This window comes from Microbacterium sp. S1037 (assembly GCF_048381605.1).
Taxonomy (GTDB): domain Bacteria; phylum Actinomycetota; class Actinomycetes; order Actinomycetales; family Microbacteriaceae; genus Microbacterium; species Microbacterium testaceum_B.
Map to the genome: position 1 here is coordinate 168,533 of NZ_JBLWIG010000002.1, position 18,603 is coordinate 187,135.

At 70.7% G+C, this 18,603-nt stretch carries 15 protein-coding genes and 1 tRNA gene; 13 read left to right on the forward strand and 3 right to left on the reverse strand.

Annotated features, from left to right (window positions below):
* Positions 1–6 precede the first annotated feature (6 nt).
* Entirely contained in the window at positions 7–2,679 is a 2,673-nt protein-coding gene (locus ACMW4R_RS11495) for a phosphoenolpyruvate carboxylase (RefSeq protein ID WP_418299989.1), read from the reverse strand.
* 285 nt (positions 2,680–2,964) lie between these two features.
* Here ACMW4R_RS11495 and ACMW4R_RS11500 point away from each other — a divergent pair, with 285 nt between their 5' ends.
* Entirely contained in the window at positions 2,965–3,558 is a 594-nt protein-coding gene (locus ACMW4R_RS11500) for a MazG family protein (protein WP_418300265.1), read from the forward strand.
* Positions 3,559–3,651: 93 nt separating this feature from the next.
* Positions 3,652–4,899, forward strand: coding sequence for a histidine--tRNA ligase (gene hisS / locus ACMW4R_RS11505; protein ID WP_418300266.1), 1,248 nt, complete (start codon positions 3,652–3,654; stop codon positions 4,897–4,899).
* A gap of 18 nt (positions 4,900–4,917) precedes the next feature.
* Here hisS and ACMW4R_RS11510 read toward each other — a convergent pair whose 3' ends face one another.
* Complete coding sequence (locus ACMW4R_RS11510) at positions 4,918–5,775, reverse strand: helix-turn-helix transcriptional regulator (RefSeq protein ID WP_363334327.1); 858 nt, start codon at positions 5,773–5,775, stop codon at positions 4,918–4,920.
* A 125-nt stretch (positions 5,776–5,900) separates the two neighbouring features.
* On the opposite strand from ACMW4R_RS11510, the gene ACMW4R_RS11515 reads away from it, so the two are divergent.
* The 11 genes from ACMW4R_RS11515 (at position 5,901) to ACMW4R_RS11565 (ending at position 17,286) form a co-directional block, all read left to right on the forward strand.
* Positions 5,901–7,346, forward strand: a complete 1,446-nt coding sequence (locus ACMW4R_RS11515; protein WP_418299990.1) for an MFS transporter — start codon at positions 5,901–5,903, stop codon at positions 7,344–7,346.
* A 211-nt stretch (positions 7,347–7,557) separates the two neighbouring features.
* Positions 7,558–8,370, forward strand: a complete 813-nt coding sequence (locus tag ACMW4R_RS11520; RefSeq protein ID WP_058613956.1) for an SGNH/GDSL hydrolase family protein — start codon at positions 7,558–7,560, stop codon at positions 8,368–8,370.
* Between the two features lie 207 nt (positions 8,371–8,577).
* Positions 8,578–9,369: a cytochrome c oxidase assembly protein gene (locus ACMW4R_RS11525; RefSeq protein WP_418299991.1), complete on the forward strand. Its 792-nt coding sequence runs from the start codon at positions 8,578–8,580 to the stop codon at positions 9,367–9,369.
* Between the two features lie 31 nt (positions 9,370–9,400).
* Positions 9,401–10,078: an O-methyltransferase gene (locus ACMW4R_RS11530; RefSeq protein WP_418299992.1), complete on the forward strand. Its 678-nt coding sequence runs from the start codon at positions 9,401–9,403 to the stop codon at positions 10,076–10,078.
* Between the two features lie 256 nt (positions 10,079–10,334).
* A complete protein-coding gene (gene eno / locus ACMW4R_RS11535) occupies positions 10,335–11,615 on the forward strand; it encodes a phosphopyruvate hydratase (protein ID WP_058597836.1) in 1,281 nt (426 codons plus the stop codon).
* A 183-nt stretch (positions 11,616–11,798) separates the two neighbouring features.
* Complete coding sequence (locus ACMW4R_RS11540) at positions 11,799–12,512, forward strand: FtsB family cell division protein (RefSeq protein WP_418299993.1); 714 nt, start codon at positions 11,799–11,801, stop codon at positions 12,510–12,512.
* Positions 12,513–12,779: 267 nt separating this feature from the next.
* Positions 12,780–13,298, forward strand: coding sequence for a DUF501 domain-containing protein (locus tag ACMW4R_RS11545; RefSeq protein WP_058597835.1), 519 nt, complete (start codon positions 12,780–12,782; stop codon positions 13,296–13,298).
* A complete protein-coding gene (locus tag ACMW4R_RS11550) occupies positions 13,295–14,596 on the forward strand; it encodes a S8 family serine peptidase (RefSeq protein ID WP_058629321.1) in 1,302 nt (433 codons plus the stop codon). The genes ACMW4R_RS11545 and ACMW4R_RS11550 overlap by 4 nt, the downstream gene beginning before the upstream one ends.
* Positions 14,593–15,990 carry an NAD(P)/FAD-dependent oxidoreductase gene (locus ACMW4R_RS11555; protein ID WP_241490513.1) on the forward strand — a complete coding sequence of 466 codons (1,398 nt, stop codon included), beginning with the start codon at positions 14,593–14,595 and terminating at the stop codon, positions 15,988–15,990. The genes ACMW4R_RS11550 and ACMW4R_RS11555 overlap by 4 nt, the downstream gene beginning before the upstream one ends.
* Before the next feature lie 548 nt (positions 15,991–16,538).
* A tRNA-Leu gene (locus ACMW4R_RS11560) sits at positions 16,539–16,611 on the forward strand.
* Between the two features lie 105 nt (positions 16,612–16,716).
* Positions 16,717–17,286, forward strand: a complete 570-nt coding sequence (locus ACMW4R_RS11565; protein WP_058597833.1) for a LemA family protein — start codon at positions 16,717–16,719, stop codon at positions 17,284–17,286.
* Positions 17,287–17,322: 36 nt separating this feature from the next.
* Here the strand turns inward: ACMW4R_RS11565 and ACMW4R_RS11570 are convergent, their stop codons facing one another.
* A complete protein-coding gene (locus ACMW4R_RS11570) occupies positions 17,323–18,564 on the reverse strand; it encodes a winged helix-turn-helix domain-containing protein (RefSeq protein WP_418299994.1) in 1,242 nt (413 codons plus the stop codon).
* Between the last annotated feature and the right edge of the window lie 39 nt (positions 18,565–18,603).

Below are 18,603 nucleotides of genomic sequence, written 5' to 3' on the forward strand. Positions count from 1 at the left end.
TGCCGCTCAGCCGGTGTTCTGCAGACCCGCCGCCACACCGCTCACCGACAGCAGCAGGAGGCGCTGGTGCTCGGCATCCGGGGTCCCGGACTCGGTCGAGGCGTCGCGGAGCGCGCGCAGCGCGCGCAACTGCAGCAGAGACAGGGCGTCGACGTAGGGGCTGCGCATCTTCACCGCGCGCTGTAGCACGGGCTTGTTGCCGAGCAGACCACCGCCGGTGATGCGCTCGACCCACGAGCGGGTGAGGAGCATCTCGTCCATCACGAGCTGCGCGAGGTCGTCGCGGTCGCCGAGCGCGAGGTAGCGGCGGGCGATGCGCTCGTCGGCCTTCGCGAGGCTCATCGCGACGTTGTCGATCATCGTGCGGAACAGGGGCCACTGCTCGTACGCATCGCGGAGGCGCTGCTCGTCACCGACGGCGTCGAGCGCCGTGCCCAGGCCGAACCACCCGGCGAGGTTGATGCGGGCCTGCGTCCACGAGAAGACCCACGGGATCGCGCGAAGGTCCTCGAGCGACTCGACCGACAGGCCCCGACGCGCGGGGCGGGAGCCGAGCGCGAGGTGACCCAGCTCTTCCATCGGGGTGACCGTGGCGAACCACGGCGCGAAGCCCGGCGCCTTCACGAGCGCGAAGAAGCGCTCCCGCGAGGCGACGTCCATGGTCTTCGCGACATCGGCGAACGCCTCGGCGGCCCCGCGGTTGCGGCGCTCGATCGAGGGAGAGGATGCCGTGAGCACGGCCGCCGCGACCTGGTCGATGTGGCGCATCGCGATGTCGGGATCGCCGTAGCGGGCGAAGATGACCTCGCCCTGCTCGGTGAGCTTGAAGCGGCCGTCGACCGAGTGCGGCGGCTGCGCGAGGATCGCCGAGTTGGCGGGTCCGCCGCCGCGACCGAGCGCGCCACCGCGGCCGTGGAAGAGCGTGAGCTCGATGCCCTCGGCCTCGGCCCACGTCGAGATCTTCGCCTGCGCCTCGTACAGGGCGAGGTTCGCGGCGACCGGCCCGACGTCCTTCGACGAGTCGGAGTAGCCCAGCATGACCTCGAGGCGTCGGCCGGTGGCATCCAGTCGGCTGACGAAGGAGGGGTGCGTGACGATCTCGGCGAGGATGCCGCGCGCCGCCTGCAGGTCGGCGAACGTCTCGAACAGCGGGATGACGTCGAGCACGGGCAGCGCCTCGCCCGGGCCCATCGCGTAGGAGGCCAGCTCGTGGACGTTCGCGAGATCTTCGGCCGACTGTGTGAACGACACGATGTAGCGGCCGGCCGCGCGGGAGCCGAAGCGCTCCTGCACGTAGGCGATCGAGCGGAAGACCTCGAGCACCTCGTCGGTCTGCTCGCTGCGCTCGCCGCCCGCACGCAGTTCGTCGAGCACCTTGCGGTGAACGGCGGAGTGCTGGCGCACCTCGAGCTCGGTCAGGTGGAAGCCGTACGTCTCGACCTGCCAGACCAGACGCTGCAGCGCGCCGTACGCCTGACGTGCGGCGCCCGCGGCGACGAGCGAGTCCTGCACGACGCGCAGGTCGGCGAGGAGGTGCTCGGGGTCGCGGTACGCGAGGTCGGCGTTGCGCGTACGGGTCGCGGCGATCTTGCGCGCCAGGAGCAGCATGATGCGCCGGTGCGGCTCGTCCGGCGACCGCTCGGCGATCTCCTTCGCCGCGTCCTCGTCGGCAGCGCGCAGACGGTGCCATAGGGCTAGCAGTGCGTCGCTGGGCGGGGTGGTCTCGGCATCCAGGGTCAGACCGCGCCCCACGCGCTGCGTCGTGCGCTCGAGGCCGAGGAGCACGTGCTCGCTCGCGATCGCGGCAGCTTTGCGGGTGACGGATGCCGTGACGAACGGGTTGCCGTCACGGTCGCCGCCGACCCACGATCCGACGCGCACGAACGGCTTCACGATCGGCGCGCGCGATCCGGCGTTCTCGCCCTGGAGGATGTCGTCGATGCGGCGGTACACGCGCGGGACCGCGGTGTAGAGGGTCTCGTCGAACACCGACATGACAGAGCGGACCTCATCGACCGGTGACGGTTTCTCGCGGCGCAGGGGAGCGGTGCGCCAGAGCGTGTCGATCTCTTCGAGCATGCGCCGCTCGGCACGGCGGCTCTCGGAGCCGCCCTCGGCGGCGGCGTCGTGCTCGGACAGCAGCTCCGAGAGGCGACGGATGCTGGTCGAGATCGCGCGGCGGCGGGCCTCGGTGGGGTGCGCCGTGAAGACCGGGTGGAAGCGCAGGGCCTGCAGGCGAGCGAGTGCGGTGTCAGCGCCGACCTCTTCCGACAGGCGTTCGAACGCTGTCGCGATCGTGTCGGGCGTGCCCGAGCGCGAGGGACGGTCGCCGCGCTCGCGCAGGATGCGCACGCGCTGGTGTTCCTCGACGAGGTTGACGAGGTGGAAGTACGCCGTGAAGGCACGGGCCACCTCGTCGGCCCGCTCGATCGAGAAGCCGTCGGCGATCGCCGCGGCCCGCTCGAACGCCTCGGGCGTCTCGTCCGTGTAGGCCTGGATCGTCGCCGTGCGCAGCCGCTCGACGTCGTCGTACAGTCCGGGGGAGCCGCTCTCCTGAAGCACACGGCCCAAGAGCGATCCGAGCAGGCGCACGTCGGCGCGCATCTGTTCGGGCAGCTCCTGGCCGGCTTCGAAGCGGCCCACGAGGTCGATGGCCTCGGTCGGGGTCAGTTCTCGCACACGCCCCAGATTATCGGCGTCCCGTGTCGAGCAGATGACGAGCGGACACAGTGGTACACGTCCGGTTGATCGCCGCCGTGCCGAACTCCGGACTTTTCGCCGTTCGACGCACGGATGCCGCGGGTTTTTGCGGTCGCCGTCGTGTGGCATCCGAGATCTTCCGGAGTTCGGTCCGTTGTCGGTCCGCCGCATGCTCGAGCGGGGCATACTCGGGACAGCGGCGTTCTCGCCGCCGGGGAGGGAGATGCCGTGACCGACGACGCGCTGCGACAGGCCGCCGACACCATGCGAACCGTGCGCGAGCGCTGCGCGTGGACGCAGACGATCGACCACCGCGATCTCGTCCCGTATCTCGTGGAGGAGAGCGCCGAGGTCATCGACGCCGTCGAGTCGGGCACGCGCGCCGACCTGCGTGAGGAGCTCGGCGATCTGCTCTGGCAGGTGCTCTTCCACGCCGAGATCGCCGCGGGCGACCCCGACGATCCGTTCGACATCGACGACGTCGCGCGGGGGCTGACCGAGAAGATGGTGCGACGGCATCCTCACGTGTTCGCGGATGCCGTGGCCTCCACCCCCGAAGAAGTGCTCGTGCACTGGAACGCGGCGAAGGCCGCCGAGAAGAGCGACCGCACCAGCGTGCTGGACGGTGTCAGCGACCACATGCCGTCGCTCGCCCTGGCGCAGAAGATGATGGGCAAGGCGGAGCAGGTGGGCGTGTCCGCTCCGCACCACCGTCTCGCCGATCCGGCCTCCGAAGCCGAGCTGGGTGATGCCCTGCTGGCTCTGGTGCAGCTCGGGCGTGAGCGCGGGTGGGATGCCGAGCGTGCCCTGCGCGAACGTCTGCGCGCGCTGCGCGCCGAGGTGCGCGCCGCCGAGTAGCCCTGATCGCCCCCGCGTGGACGAGCCTGAGGTGGACCACCGGCGGGAGCCTGGAACAATGGACCCGTGGCATCCGTGAACCCGCCGCGCGGCATGCGCGACTTCCTCCCCGCCGACAAGGCCCGTCGCGAGCGCGTGCTCGCCGTCATCCGTGAGCGTTACCGCGCCCACGGCTTCGACGAGATCGAGACCCCCGTCATGGAGGAGTACTCGCGTTTGCACGCGGGGCTCGGCGGCGACAACGAGAAGCTGTCGTTCAGCATCCTCAAACGGGGAATGGATGCCGAGGCGATCCGCGCCGCGGCCGACGACCCCGCAGCCCTCGCCGACCTCGGCCTGCGCTACGACCTGACCGTCCCGCTCGCGCGGTTCTACGCCACGAACCGCGCCCAGCTGCCGACGGTGTTCCGCGCGATCCAGATGGCGCCCGTCTGGCGGGCCGAGAGGCCGCAGAAGGGGCGCTACCGCCAGTTCATGCAGTGCGACATCGACATCATCGGCGACGCTTCCGCACGCGCCGAAGCCGAGCTGATGACCGCGAGCCTCGACGTGCTCGACCACCTGGGCCTCGAGGGCGGGTCGATCCGCGTGAACGACCGCCGCGTGCTCGACGCGATGCTCGACGTGTTCGGCTTCGTCGTCGAGGAGCGGCCGGGTGTGCTCATCACGATCGACAAGCTCGACAAGATTGGGCCGTCGGGCGTCGTCGCCGAGCTGCGCGATCGCGGTGCGACCGCGGACGCCGTCGATGCTCTCGCTGCCTACCTCGACCGCCCTTCGGGCACCCCGTCATTCGACGAGGCCGGCATCCGCGCGGCCCTGCCGACGGGCATCCCGGACGAGGTCATCGCGCACCTCGTCGCCCTCGGCGAGACGGTTGCTGCCGCCCGGGGCGCCGACGCCCCTCTCGTGTTCGACCCCTTCCTCGTGCGTGGCATGGGCTACTACACCGGCACGATCTTCGAGCTCGCCCACCCGAGCGTCGACTACTCGCTCGGCGGCGGCGGTCGCTATGACGGCATGATCGGGCGCTTCCTCGGTCAGGACGTCCCGGCGGTCGGGTTCTCGATCGGCTTCGAGCGCATCGTCGATCTGCTTCAGGATGCCGCTGACACCGGCGAGCGATCCGTCGTCCTCGTGCACGACCGAGACGTGCCGCTCGCCACCCTGCTCTCGCTCAAGACGGCGCTGATCGCCCAGGGCGTGCGCGTGCGCGTCGAACAACGGGCGAAGAACATGAAGGCGCTGCTGGAGCGCTCCGCGGCCGACGGATACGCGTCGTTCGCGAGCGTCGGGGCGGACACCACGGCCGAGTCCCTGGAGCTTCGCCCGCTGAACTGAGTGCGCGCGGGGACGCGGCTAAGCCACCGCGCTGATCAGCGCCTCCGTCGGGTTCTCGGCCGCGAGGCGTTCCAGACGCGCCGCGGTGTCGGCATCCCGGGGCGAGAACCAGACCACGCGAGAGCCGAGGCCGTCGTCGATCCACAGGCTCGACATCTCGAGGTTCAGTTCGCCGACGCGCGCGTGCACGAGGTGCTTGACGGCATTGCGCTCGCCGCCCACGTCGCCCAGACGCCAGAGCTCGGCGAACCGTGGCGACTCCTCTTCGAGCTCGGCGACGAAGCGCTGCCAGGACGGCTCCTCGTGGTGCCGCCCGTACGCTGCACGCAGGCGTGCGGCGATCCGCCGTTGGGCGTGGTCGAGGTCGACGTGCGCGCGTTGCCACACGGAGTCGGTGAACAGGAGCACGGCGCAATTGCGTCGATCGGCGGGCATCTCGTCGAGGTCGTCGAACAGGTAGCGGTACGAGCGGTTGTACGCGCGGATGTCGAAGCGAGCGGTCTGGACCGCCGCGGGGTAGGGGAGCAGCTTCTCGAGCAGGTCGAGATGCGCCGCCTCCACGCAGAGGCGCGCCCCTCGATCGGGCACGGGGAGGTCGGCGAGGGCGAACAGGTGATCGCGCTCGTCGTCGCTCAGGCGGAGTGCCCGCGCGATGGCTGCGACGACCTGGCTGGATGCCGCGATCGGCCGGCCCTGCTCGAGCCAGGTGTACCAGGTCAGCCCGACACCGGCGAGCTGGGCGACCTCCTCACGGCGGAGCCCTGCGACACGGCGTCGCGTGCCCTCGGGCAGCCCCACGTCTGCGGGGCGAAGACGCGCGCGCCTACTGCGCAGGAACCCCGCGAACTCGGCACGGGCGTCATCGGATCGGGTCACGGCATCCTCCTTCTCCGGTGATCATAGGGCGGTCCGCCGACGCCGAATCGCCGCAGGGGAGTGGTGCCAGTACCAGGATGAGTGCACTCCTGGTACCAGGATGCCGGGGTCTCCATGCTGGCACCATGACCACTTCCGCACACCCCGCCACCGGCACGGCTCCCGTGCCGATCCGTCCGGGAGCCTTCGCCGACGTTCCCACCTGGCGCTACCTCGGGTTCCTCCTCGGGCCGGGCGTGGGAACGTTCGCCTTCAACGCGGTCACCGTGATCCTGCCGACGCTGCGCGAGCGCTTCGGGGCGGGCGACGTCGCTCTCGAGCTCGTCATCGCGGGATACGGCATCCCTTTCGCGGTGCTCCTCATCCTCGGGGGCCGGCTCGGCGACCGATTCGGGCGCCACCGCCTGTACGTCGTCGGCATGGGACTCTTCCTCGTCTCGGCGATCGCGTGCGCCCTCGCGCCCTCGATCGAGACGCTCATCGCTGCCCGCATCGTGCAGGGTGTGGGCGCGGCCCTGTGCACACCCCAGGTGCTCGCCACGATCCAGGCCACGTCGCAAGGACCCGCCCGAACCCGCGCGATCGCCGCGTTCGGGGCGAGCGGCGGAATTGGTGCCGCCGTCGGCCAGGTCGCCGGTGGGGCGCTCGCCGCGCTCTCCTTCGGCCCGGTCGAGGGGTGGCGCGCGGTGTTCGTCGTCGTCGCGCTCATCGCCGTCGCGGCGATCGCGTTCGCGCCGCTGGCGCCGCAGTCCCGCGCACACGAGGTCGTCGCGATCGACCTGGTCGGCACCGCGGCGCTGGGGCTCGGCATCCTGGCCGCCTCCCTCGCCCTGACCTTCGGTCCGGCGTGGAACTGGTCGTGGCCGGTCGGTGTCGCCCTCGTCATCGCGGCGGTGTCGCTCGTGGCGATGTGGAAGCACCAGAACGCGATCGAACGATCCGGGCGGGTGCCGTTGCTTCCACCGAGCGTGCTGCGCCTCCGGCCCCTGCAGCTCGGCCTGATCGCGGCCGGCCTCTTCTTCGCCGGATACTCCGCCCTGCTCTACGTCTTCCCGCGCGCGGTCGAGGCGGGCGGACTGACTTCCCTCCAGGCCGGCCTGGCGCTGCTGCCGTTCGCCGTCGTCTTCGCGGGCGTCTCGCTGGCCGTCGCGCGTATCCAGAGCCGACTCGGCGACTCCACGCTGATCCTCGGCGTCTCGCTGCAGATCGTCGCCCTGGTGGCGATGGCCGTGACCCTCGCGCTCGCGTGGGGCAGTGAGATCGGGCTGTGGCTGCAGCCCGCGCTGCTCGTGCTCGGCGCTGGTCAAGCGCTCATCTTCTCGCCCCTCACGCAGCTCGTGGTGCGCGAGGTCCCCGTCGAGGCCGCGGGGCTGTCGGGCGGAATGTTCAGCACCGCCCAGCAACTGGCCCTGTCGTTCGGCGTCATCGTGATCGGGGGTGTCATCACCCTGACCGGGGTCGCCGGCAGGGCTGAGCTGCTCGCGGGCCTCGCCCTCGACATCGCGCTCGCCGTGGCGGTCCTCGCCCTGGCGGTCGCCCTCCGTGCGCGGAGCCGCCGCGCGGAGGTGTGAGCCGTCCGGATGCCGGGAGCCCGTCCGTCACGGTGGGGCATCCGGCGTCCGGCCGCCGCAGCACGGCGGTGCGAGCTTCGCGGATGCCGGGAGCCCGTTCGTCACGGCGCCGCCGCACGGGCCCGAGCCCCGCGGATGCCGAGAGTCCACCGTCGCCCTCCCGTCACGGCGCGGCCACCCGCCGTTCACCGCGGGCCGGTGTCATCGGAGGATGCGCACGCGTCGACCGGTGACCCTGGCCGCGGCCTCCGTCGTGGCGCTCGCCGGGGCGGGTGCCGTCGGTCTGCGGACGCTCCTCATCCGCCAGGCGGCGGTCGCCCGCCGCCGCATCGGCAAACCGCTCGGTGAGCAGGCTCTCGATGCCGATCGCGTGTGGCGCCGGAAGAAGCACCCCGGCGAGCCGGTCGAGCTGTTGCTGCTCGGCGACTCGATCGCCGCGGGTCTCGGAGCCGCCCACCGGCGCGACACGCTCGGTGCGCGCCTCGCGAAGGGGATCGCGCGGCAGGCGGGTCGACCGGTGCGGCTGCGCACGGCGGCGGTGGTGGGGTCGGAGACGTCCGCCCTCGCCGCCCAGGTCGCGTCGCTCCCCGCTGAGTACGTGCCGGACGCGGCGGTCATCGTTGTCGGCGGCAACGACGTCACCCACCGCATTCCCGCGGCACGCTCGGCAGATCAGCTGGCCGACATCGTCCGCGAGCTGCGCGAGCGCGGCGTGCCCGTGATCGTCGGTACGTGCCCCGACCTGGGGACGCTGCGAGCGATCCCGCAACCCCTGCGTGCGCTCGCCGCGCGCTCGTCGAGACAGTTGGCGTCGGCGCAGGCGGCGGCGGTCCACGGCGCCGGAGGGCGCGTCGTCGCGCTCGCGCAGGCCGTGGGGCCGATGTTCGCCGAGCGCCCCGACGAGATGTTCAGCATCGACCGTTTCCATCCCAGCGCGCTCGGCTACCGCCGCACGGCCGACGCGTTGCTCCCCGCCGTGCTCGCCGCGCTCGCCGAACCGGCGCGCCCCGGGCGAAACTCCTGATCGTCCCGCGCTCGCGCCGTTCCGACCCCCGATTTCACGCGGCGAGGCGCCGCATGAGCTCGCGAAACTCAGGAGCTTCGCACGGCCCTGGGCCGGTCCGCTCCTCGGCCGATCCATAGGTCGCGGCCCTACTTTTTCCCCACGCCTCCCATCGATGTCTTCCTCAGCACCTGGCGCGCCGATCCGATCACGCTCGGCGTGCTCTTCGTGGCATCCGTCGCCTATTTCCTCGGCGTCCGTCGCGTGCGTCGCGGGGGCGAGCCGTGGCCGGTCCGCCGCACGATCGGTTTCTTCGCGCTCGGGGTGCTTCCCTACGCCGTCATCGAGCTCGGCTTCCTGGGTGTGTACTCCTCGGAGCTGCGGTGGGCGTTCTCGACGCGCATCGCCCTGCTGATCTTCGCCGTGCCCGCGGGAATCGCCGCCGGCCGTCCCCTCGACCTCGTCCCTTCCGCCCTCCGCGAGCATGTTCTCGCCTCCCGCGTCACCCGCATCTTCGGCAACGCGATGGTCGCCACCGTCGTCATCGCGGCGGTGTTCTGCCTCTTCCTCACGCCGGTGGCCGGCATCCTGCGCGTGAATCCCGTGGTCGAGGCCTCGCTCGGCATCGTCGTGCCCCTCGTCGGGCTCGCGATGGTGCTGCCGATGATGGCCCTGGGTGCCCTGCACACGGGCACCTTCATCGCGATCGAGTTCCTTCTCGCGTTCGTCGAGCTGCTGATCGACTCGGTTCCGGGCTTGCTCATGCGGCTCAACGACAACGTGCTCGACCTGATCCCGGATGCCACGCGTGCGGTGTCGTGGTGGCCCTCGACGCTGCACGACCAGCACCTCGCCGGAGACTGGATCTGGTTCATCGCGGAGTTCGCCGACGTCCCGATCCTCGTGATCCTCATGATCCGGTGGATGCGCAGCGACCGCGTCGAGGCGAAGAGCTTCGACGACCTCTCCGACGAGGAGTACGACGAGATGACCCGCGCTCACCTGCGGGGGGAGCGTTGACCCGCCGCCGGTGCGCCGACAGGCTGGGGGAGTGCCCACTCACGACGACGTCGACGCGTTCCTGACCGACACCCTGGTCGGTGACGACCCCGTTCTGGATGCCGTGCTCCAGACGCAGCACGACGGTGGCCTCCCATCGATCGAGGTCGCCCCCGTCAACGCCAAGTTCCTGCACCTCCTGACCCGCATCGCGGGCGCGCGTCGGGTCCTCGAGGTCGGCACGCTGGGCGGCTACTCGAGCATCTGGTTCGCCCGGGCGGTCGGAGCGGGAGGACGCGTGATCACGATCGAGGCCGAGCCCGCCAACGCGGAGATCGCGCGCGCGAACCTCGATCGCGCCGGGGTCTCCGACCGGGTCGAGGTCCGCGTCGGTCGCGGGGCCGACGTCCTCCCCACCTTGGAGGGCGAGGAGCCCTTCGACCTCGTCTTCATCGACGCCGACAAGGAGTCGAACACCGTCTACCTCGACTGGGCGGCGCGTCTCGGGCGCCCCGGCACGGTCGTCGTGCTCGACAACGTCGTGCGCGGGGGAGAGGTGGCCGATGCCGCCACCACCGATCCCAAGGTGCGTGGCGCCCGCGCCGGCCTCGTGATGCTGGGGCGGGATCCCCGATTCGACGCCACGGCGTTGCAGACCCTCGACCGCAAGGGCTGGGACGGCGTGGCCGTGGCGATCGTGGTGGATCCCGTGGCAGGGTCCGGAGCCTGAGGGGGTCCCCGAGCGCGGTGAGGTCCCTGTGCTCGAGAGGTCCCTGCGCTCGAGAGGTCCCTGAGCGCGCAGAGGTCCCTGAGCCTGTCGGAGGGACCGGAACCCGCGTGCACCGGCGGCTGCGACGAGCTCAGCCACCTCGCGCTCGCGGGCCGGCCCAACCCGACCCAACGCCCGCCGAACGACATCACTAGACTCGACTGCGGACCGACGACGCTCCGCCCTCTTCCACCCAAGAACCAACGAGGAGTCCTTCGTGGCACTTATCGAGGCTGTCAACGCGCGCGAGATCCTGGATTCGCGCGGTAACCCGACCGTCGAGGTGGAGGTGCTCCTCGACGACGGCATCGTCCAGCGTGCGGCCGTCCCCTCCGGCGCGTCCACCGGCGCGTTCGAGGCCTACGAGCTGCGCGACGGCGACAAGAGCCGTTACGGCGGCAAGGGCGTGCTCAAGGCCGTCGCCGCGGTCGTCGACGAGCTCGGCCCCGCCATCGAGGGCGTCGAGGCCAGCGAGCAGCGCATCATCGACGAGATCCTCATCGAGACCGACGGCACCGAGAACAAGTCGCGCACGGGCGCCAACGCCATCCTCGGCGTCTCGCTCGCGGTCGCCAAGGCCGCGGCCGACAGCGCCGACCTGCCCCTGTTCCGCTACCTCGGCGGCCCGAACGCGCACCTTCTGCCCGTGCCGCTGTTCAACGTCATCAACGGTGGCGAGCACGCCGACAACGGCATCGACTTCCAGGAGTTCTTCCTCGCCCCCATCGGCGCCGACACCTACGGCGAGTCCCTCCGCTGGGGCACCGAGGTCTACCACGTCCTCAAGGGCGAGCTGAAGTCGGCCGGTTACAACACCGGCCTCGGCGACGAGGGCGGCTTCGCCCCCGACCTGCCCAGCAACCGCGAGGGCCTCGACTTCCTGATCCGCGCGATCGAGAAGGCCGGCTTCACCCCCGGCAAGGACATCGCGGTCGGCCTCGACGTCGCCGCCACCGAGTTCTACAAGGACGGCGTCTACACCGTCGAGGGCAAGGAGTGGAGCGTCGACACCCTGGTCGACTACTTCGCCGACCTCGTCGCGAACTTCCCGATCGTCACGATCGAAGACGCGCTCGCCGAAGACGACTGGGACGGCTGGAAGAAGCTGACGGATGCCATCGGCTCCAAGGTCCAGCTCGTCGGTGACGACCTCTTCGTCACGAACCCCAAGCGCCTGAAGCAGGGCATCGACCTCGGTGTCGCGAACTCGCTCCTGGTGAAGGTCAACCAGATCGGCACCCTGTCCGAGACCCTGGATGCCATCGCCCTGGCCACCCGCTCCGGCTACACCTCGATGCTGTCGCACCGTTCGGGTGAGACCGAGGACACCACCATCGCCGACCTCGCGGTCGCCGTGAACGCCGGCCAGATCAAGACCGGTGCTCCCGCGCGCAGCGAGCGCGTCGCGAAGTACAACCAGCTGCTCCGCATCGAGGAAGACCTCGGCGACGCCGCCGTCTTCGCCGGCCGCTCGGCGTTCCCCCGCTTCAAGGGCTGAGCGTCTGACATCGTGAGGAGGGGGAGCCGCGAGGCTCCCCCTCCTTCGCCGTTTCCGCGATCCTCACGCGTTCGCTGAGACCCTCGACCGTCCGCGGCGCGTCCCCGGGGCACCGTGAACCGGCGACGTAGACTCGGCTCGGCCCGTTGAAGGAACACGCGGGCGAGAACGAGAGGGGATGCCGTGGACCGACCGACACTGCCTCCCCGGGGCTCGGCATCCGAAGGCCCTTCGGGTGCGAAGGGCAAGGCGGCTTCGGGCAAAGCTGCGAACCCCAAGGGCGCGAAGCCGAAGGGCGCGAAGCCCAATGGTGCGAAGACGCCCACCTCGAAGACCGCCGCGGTGAAGCCCTCTCGGACCAAAGCCCCGGCCGCGAAACCTCAGGCCGCCTCGCCGGAACGTCCTGTCGCCGCGCAGCGCCGGGTCGACGTGCGGGGGTGGCTCGGCGGCATCCGCGTGTCGGGGTTCGTCGTCATCATGCTGGGCCTCGTCGTTCTCGGGACGTTCGTGCTCGTCCCCACGGTCGGGACGTACATGGATCAGCGACAGCAGATCCAGGCGCTGAAGAGCGCGGTGGCTCTGAGCCAGTCCCAGGTCGCCGACCTGCAGGCCCAGCGCGAGCGGTGGTCGGACCCGGCCTACATCACGACCCAAGCGCGCGAGCGGTTGTACTACACGATGCCCGGCGAGGTCGTGTACCTCATCGACGACGATCTGCCCGCCTCGACCGCTCTGCAGGAACAGCCCGACGTGAGCGAGGACGTCGGTCAGACCCGTACCGACTGGATGTCGCAGTTCATGCGGTCGCTCACGTCCGCGGGTGCCGCTCAGGTGGTCGTTCCGACCGTCGGTGTTCCCGACCCGACGCCCGCCCCCGACTCGACGCCCGCGCCCTGATCGGGCCTGCCCCGCCCGGCGGCCGCGGCGTGACGCTCGATCGTGGCACTCCGCCCTGGTCGCGTGTTCGCCCGCGCGGGCCGCATCGTCACGCATAAACGCGATCCGCGCACATAAACGCGAGCGCAGCGTGTTTCTGTGAGCGGATCGCGTTTATGCGAGCGCCCAGGCGCGCGGCGTCGCGCCCCGCGCCGCCGCGACCACACGAAACCACAGCCCGCGCCACTCGCCCGCAGGCCGGCAACACCTCCCGGTACCCTGGAAGCGATGACTTCTCCGCAGCTTCCCCCCGCCTCCGACGCCGACCTCGCCGTTCTGCAGACGCAGCTCGGCCGTGTGCCGCGCGGCGTCGTGGGCATTGCGGCGCGCTGCGTCTGCGGCAACCCCACCGTGGTTGCGACGTCTCCACGGCTCGACGACGGTAGCCCGTTCCCCACGTTCTACTACCTGACGCATCCCGCGGCGACGGCCGCGATGTCGGTGCTCGAGGCCGGGCACGTCATGAAGGAGTTCCAGGACGAGCTCGCCGAGAACGATGACCTGCGCGCCGCGTATCTCGCCGCGCACGAGGCTTATCTGCGCGACCGAGCGGCGTACGGCGAGCCCGACGAGATCGCGGGGATCTCCGCCGGGGGGATGCCGACCCGCGTCAAGTGCCTGCACGCTCTGGCCGGCCATTCCCTCGCCGCCGGTCCCGGCGTCAACCCGATCGGCGACCGCGCCCTCGCCCGCGGAACCTGGTCGCCCGAGCGGTGCGTCTGCGAGACGCCCGGAGCCGGAGGATGAGACGCGTCGTCGCCGCGGCGGCATCCCTCGTCCTCGCGGTGATGCTCAGCGGGGCGACGACTGCTCCCGTGCCCGAAGACCCCACCGACAGCGTCCGCGCTTCCGAGTACTGGCTCGATCAGTACGGCATCCGGGATGCGTGGAAGACCACCCGCGGTGCGGGGCAGACGATCGCCATCATCGACACGGGAATCGGACGCGGGCCGACCGAGTTCAACGGCGCTGTCGCCGGCGGAACGGACGTGTCGGGCGCCGGCTCGTCCGATGGCCGCACTCCGGTGGGCGCGGTGGACTCCAACCACGGAAGCTGGGTCGCCTCTCTCGCGGCTTCTCGCGGCACCGGGAACGGCCGCGGGATGATCGGTGTCGCCCCAGAAGCGGAACTGCTCTCCATCTCGATCGGGTTCGGGGCCTCGGCATCCGTTCCCTTCACCGAACAGATCGCGAAGGCCATGCGGTGGGCCGTCGACAATGGAGCGACCGTCATCAACCTCTCGCTCACGACGAACACGCTCGACTGGGATCCCAGCTGGGACGACGCTTTCATGTACGCGTTCGACCATGACGTGGTCGTCGTCGTCGCCGCCGGCAACCGGGGGAGTGGCACCGACCGTGTGGGCGCACCCGCGACCATCCCCGGTGTGCTCGCGGTGGGTGGCGTCGACCCGTCCGGACGCGCGAGCAGCGACGCGTCCACCCAGGGCATCACGATCGGCATCTCGGCTCCGAGCGAGCGCCTCCTGGGCGTGTCGGCCGACGGCACGCTCGCGCAATGGAACGGCACGAGCGGCGCAGCGCCGATCGTGGCGGGCATCGCCGCGCTCGTGCGTGCCGCGCATCCGGGAATGGATGCCGACAACGTCCTGAACCGTCTCATCTCGACCGCGAAGCCGGCCCCGGGCACTTCACCCGGGCTCGACCTCCTCTACGGCTACGGTCTCGTCGACGCATCCCGTGCCGTCACGGCGGATGTCGACTCGGTGTCGGAGAACCCGCTCGGCAGTCTCGAGGACTGGATCCGCGTCTACCGCCGCGCCGACAGCGAGCCGAGCCCGACGCCCACTTCCGCGCCCGTCTCGATCCCGCCGCTCCCGCCGATCGAGGGGCCGCCCTCCGCGAGTTCGCCTCTGCTCCCGTCCCGCGATACCGTGCTGTACGGGTCGCTGCCGCTCGCGGGTGCCACGCTCGCCGCTATAATGATTGCGCTCGGCGTCAGTGCTGCTGCCCGGCGAATTCGAAAGGCGCGCATTCATCGCGAGCCGAGCCGCACCACAAACCAGGAGTCTCTCCCATCGTGACCAGCACCGTGCCCAGGATCCTCATTGTCGGCGGAGGCTACGCGGGTTTCTACACCGCGTGGAAGCTCGAGAAGCTGCTCAGCCGCGGCGAGGCCGAGGTCACCATCGTCGACCCGCTGCCCTACATGACCTACCAGCCGTTCCTCCCCGAGGTCGCGGCCGGTGAGATCGAGCCGCGCCACGTCGTCGTCGGCCTCCGTCGCCACCTCAAGCGCACCACGGTCATCGCGGGCAAGGTCACGGGCATCAACCACGCGACCAAGACCGCGACGATCACCCCCATCGCGGGCGACGAGACCTGGCAGCACGAGTACGACCAGATCGTCGTGACCGCCGGGGCCGTCTCGCGCACCTTCCCGATCCCCGGCATCGCCGAGAACGCGATCGGCCTCAAGACGATAGAAGAAGCGGTCGCGATCCGCGACCGTCTGACCTCGAACTTCGACAAGGCGTCGGTGCTTCCCGCCGGTCCCGAGCGTGACCGTCTGCTGACCGTCGTGGTCGTCGGCGGCGGCTTCGCCGGCATCGAGGTCTTCGCCGAGCTGCGTGCCTACGCGTCGTCGCTGCTGAAGTCCTACCCCCAGCTGTCGTTCGACGACACGCACTTCCACCTCATCGAGGCCATGGGCCGCATCATGCCCGAGGTGTCGCAGAAGACGAGCGAGTGGGTGCTCGCCGACCTCGCGAAGAAGGGTGCCTTCGTGCACCTCGACACGCAGGTCAAGGGTGCCGTCGACGGCGTCATCGAGCTCTCCACGGGTGAGCAGCTGCCGACCGACCTCATCATCTGGACCGCCGGTGTCATGGCCAACCCCACCGTCGTTCGCGGCAGCGACCTCCCCGTCGAGGAGCGTGGTCGCATCCGCACCCGCCCCGACCTGCGCGTCGGCACCGACGAAGAGTTCGTCGAGGGTGCCTGGGCCGCTGGTGACGTTTCGGCCGTTCCCGACCTCTCGGGTGGCGGCGTCGGCGGCTTCTGCGTGCCGAACGCTCAGCACGCCGTCCGCCAGGGCAAGCTCATGGCAAAGAACATCGTCGCGGTGCTGCGCGGCGAGGAGCCCAAGCAGTACTTCCACAAGAACCTCGGTGCCGTCGCCGGTCTCGGCCTCTACAACGGTGCCTTCCAGTCGGGCAAGATCGCGCTGACCGGCTTCATCGCCTGGCTCGCCCACCGCGGTTACCACGGCCTGGCCATGCCGACGTGGGAGCGCAAGTTCCGCGTGATCGGCGACTGGGTGCAGAACTTCGTCCACGGTCGCGAGACCGTCAACCTCGAGGCCGTGCAGAACCCGCGCGCGACGTTCGAGGAGTTCGCGGCTCGCCCCCGCCCGGCGGCCCCGGCCGCCGAGGCGCCCGCGGCCGAGAAGAAGCCCGAGCCCGTCTCCGCGAAGTAATCGTCGCGTCTCGAGACCCCCGCGCCCTTTCCGGGTTCGGGGGTCTCGTCGTTCCCGGATGCCGCGTCCCCGGCGTTCCGGCATCCGGTGCCGTCGTGCGGAGTCGATGACCGACCCGCCGTTCTACCCCGCCGTGTGGCGGCGTGTCGGGGAAGGAGTCCGCGGGGCGGTACGGAGGTGTCGGGCGGTTCCGGGCCCGGCGCCGCGGCATCCGGTGCCGTCGTGCGGAGTTCATGGCCGACGCGCCGCTCCGGCACGCCCGTCGCCGGCGTGTCGTCGCCCGTTTCCGCCTGACGGTCCGCTGTGGCGGCGTCGAAATCTTCGGGTCGATGCCACTGTCGGGTCTCGTCGTTTTCGGATGCCACGCCCCGGCCCCGCGGCATCCGGTGCCGTCGTGCGGAGTTCATGGCCGACGCGCCGCTCGGCCCCGTCGTGCGCCGGCGTGTCGCGACCGAAGTCCGCCTAACGGCCCGCCGTGCGCATGCCCGAACCCCGCGGCGTTCCTCATGCCGGTACCCGGGGCCACCCGCGATACGGTTGAGCCTCGGGCCCCCGTAGCCCAATGGCAGAGGCAGGCGACTTAAAATCGCTTCAGTGTGGGTTCGAGTCCCACCGGGGGTACTGGCCCTGATCCACATCCGCTGAGAGTCCCCGCCACCCCCCGGTTCCCTGCCCCGGGCCACGGTTACACTGAAGGGCAATCTTCCGAACGGAGTGTGGGGACTTATGTGGGAGTGGCTCGTACCGGTCTTGGTGATCGTCGGCATCGTGGTGATCGCCGGCATCTACCTGTGGGCCACCTACAACTCGCTCGTCGCGCTGAACGTGCGCGTCGACGAGGCGTGGAGTGACATCACGGTCCAGCTGAAGCGCCGCGCCGATCTGCTCCCGAATCTCATCGAGACGGTGAAGGGGTACGCGGCCCACGAGAAGGCCGTGTTCGAGAACGTTACGCGCGCTCGTGCCGAGACGCTCTCGGCCGAGAGTCCCGCGGCGGCCGGCGTCGCCGAGGGCCACATGCAACAGGCCCTGAAGTCGCTGTTCGCCGTCGCCGAGGCGTACCCGCAATTGCAGGCGAGCCAGAATTTCCTGCAGTTGCAGCACTCGATCGTCGACACCGAAGACAAGATCCAGGCCTCGCGTCGCTTCTACAACGGGGGTGTCCGCGAGCTCAACACGAAGATCAAGGTCTTCCCGAACAACCTGTTCGCCCGGCAGCTCGGCTTCAGCGAGCGGGAGTTCTTCGAGGTCGTCGACGGCGCGGCCATCGCCGAACCACCTCGCGTCCAGTTCTGACCGAACGCGCCCTCTCCGGATCGGAGGGGGCGCGTTTCAGGTGGAGCGCCCGTCGGGATGCTCATGGCGTTCTGCGCGGAGCGCGCCCGCCAGGGCGTCCGCGGCGTCGCCCCATCGGGAAACGGTCACGCGATCGAGACCCTGCCAGCGCGCAGCCGTGAGCAACTCGGCCGCGAGTCGCTCGGCGGCGTCCGGTGGCGCGCCGTGCTCCCACCACGCCGACTGCACGCGGAGGGCGCTGGACGCACGGTCGGCCTTGAGGTCGACGCGACCCACGACGTCGTCGCCGACGATCACCGGGAGCGAGTAGTAGCCGAACCGACGCTGGGGAGCCGGCGTGTAGATCTCAATGCGATAGTCGAAATCGAACAGCCGCTCCGCGCGGTCGCGGAACCAGACCACCGGGTCGAAGGGCGTGAGGATCGCCGTCGCATCGACGCGGCGCGGGCGCGCGGCATCCCGGTGCAGCCATGCTTTCGCGGGTCGCCCAGCCACCTGCCACCCCTCCACCTGCACGGGGATCAGCTCGCCGGCGTCGACCAGGTCGTGCACGGCGGCCATCACCGCCGGCCGGTCGCGGATGCGCCAGTAGTCGGCGAGGTCGGCGGCCGTCGCCACGCCGTACGCCACCGCAGCCCGCCGCACGAGCTCGGCGATGGCCATCTGACGCGGGACGGTGGTCTCGAGCGCCGACGGCGGAAGGACATCGGATGCCAGCGCATACCGCCGCTCGAACCCCCGTCGCCCCGCGATCGCGACGTCGCCGAAGAGCCACAGCCGCTCGAGGCCGTTCTTGACGTCGTCCCAGCCCCACCACGACCCCCGGGAGCCGCTGCGAGCATCGTGCTCGATCTCGGCCGGACGCAGCGGGCCGCGCGCGGCGAGCTCATCGCGCAGCCACTGCAACAGCGGCTGGTTGGCAGCCGCCCAGCCGTCGTTGCCGTACTTGTCGCGCAGGGCGTCGCGACGGAACTGCAGCAGCGGCCAGTCGTCGACGGGGACGAGGGATGCCACATGCGCCCACGATTCCGCCCATCTCGGCCGGCGCGAGAACGCGAGCTTGTCGAGAAGGGTTGTGTCGTACCCACCGAGGCGCGCGAAGAGCGGCATGTAGTGCGAGCGCGAGAAGACGTTGACCGAGTCGATCTGCAGGATGCGCATGCGGTGCAGCGCACCCGTGATCTGACGCGTGCCGACCGTCTCGGGGCGAGGGCGGGCGAAGCCCTGGGCGGCCAGGGCGATGCGGCGTGCGTCGGCGCGGCGGAGCGTCGTGATCATGCGTCTCACCGTAGCCACAGCCTCCGACATCACGGCGAT

What these genes read in the sequence shown, in the direction of transcription:
- ACMW4R_RS11500 (WP_418300265.1), top strand. Translation starts at nt 2,965, where the DNA reads ATGCGAACCGTGCGCGAGCGCTGCGCGTGGACGCAGACGATCGACCAC.
- hisS (WP_418300266.1), top strand. Translation starts at nt 3,652, where the DNA reads ATGCGCGACTTCCTCCCCGCCGACAAGGCCCGTCGCGAGCGCGTGCTC.
- ACMW4R_RS11515 (WP_418299990.1), top strand. Translation starts at nt 5,901, where the DNA reads ATGACCACTTCCGCACACCCCGCCACCGGCACGGCTCCCGTGCCGATC.
- ACMW4R_RS11520 (WP_058613956.1), top strand. Translation starts at nt 7,558, where the DNA reads ATGCGCACGCGTCGACCGGTGACCCTGGCCGCGGCCTCCGTCGTGGCG.
- ACMW4R_RS11545 (WP_058597835.1), top strand. Translation starts at nt 12,780, where the DNA reads ATGACTTCTCCGCAGCTTCCCCCCGCCTCCGACGCCGACCTCGCCGTT.
- ACMW4R_RS11550 (WP_058629321.1), top strand. Translation starts at nt 13,295, where the DNA reads ATGAGACGCGTCGTCGCCGCGGCGGCATCCCTCGTCCTCGCGGTGATG.
- ACMW4R_RS11565 (WP_058597833.1), top strand. Translation starts at nt 16,717, where the DNA reads ATGTGGGAGTGGCTCGTACCGGTCTTGGTGATCGTCGGCATCGTGGTG.
- ACMW4R_RS11570 (WP_418299994.1), bottom strand. Translation starts at nt 18,564, where the DNA reads ATGATCACGACGCTCCGCCGCGCCGACGCACGCCGCATCGCCCTGGCC.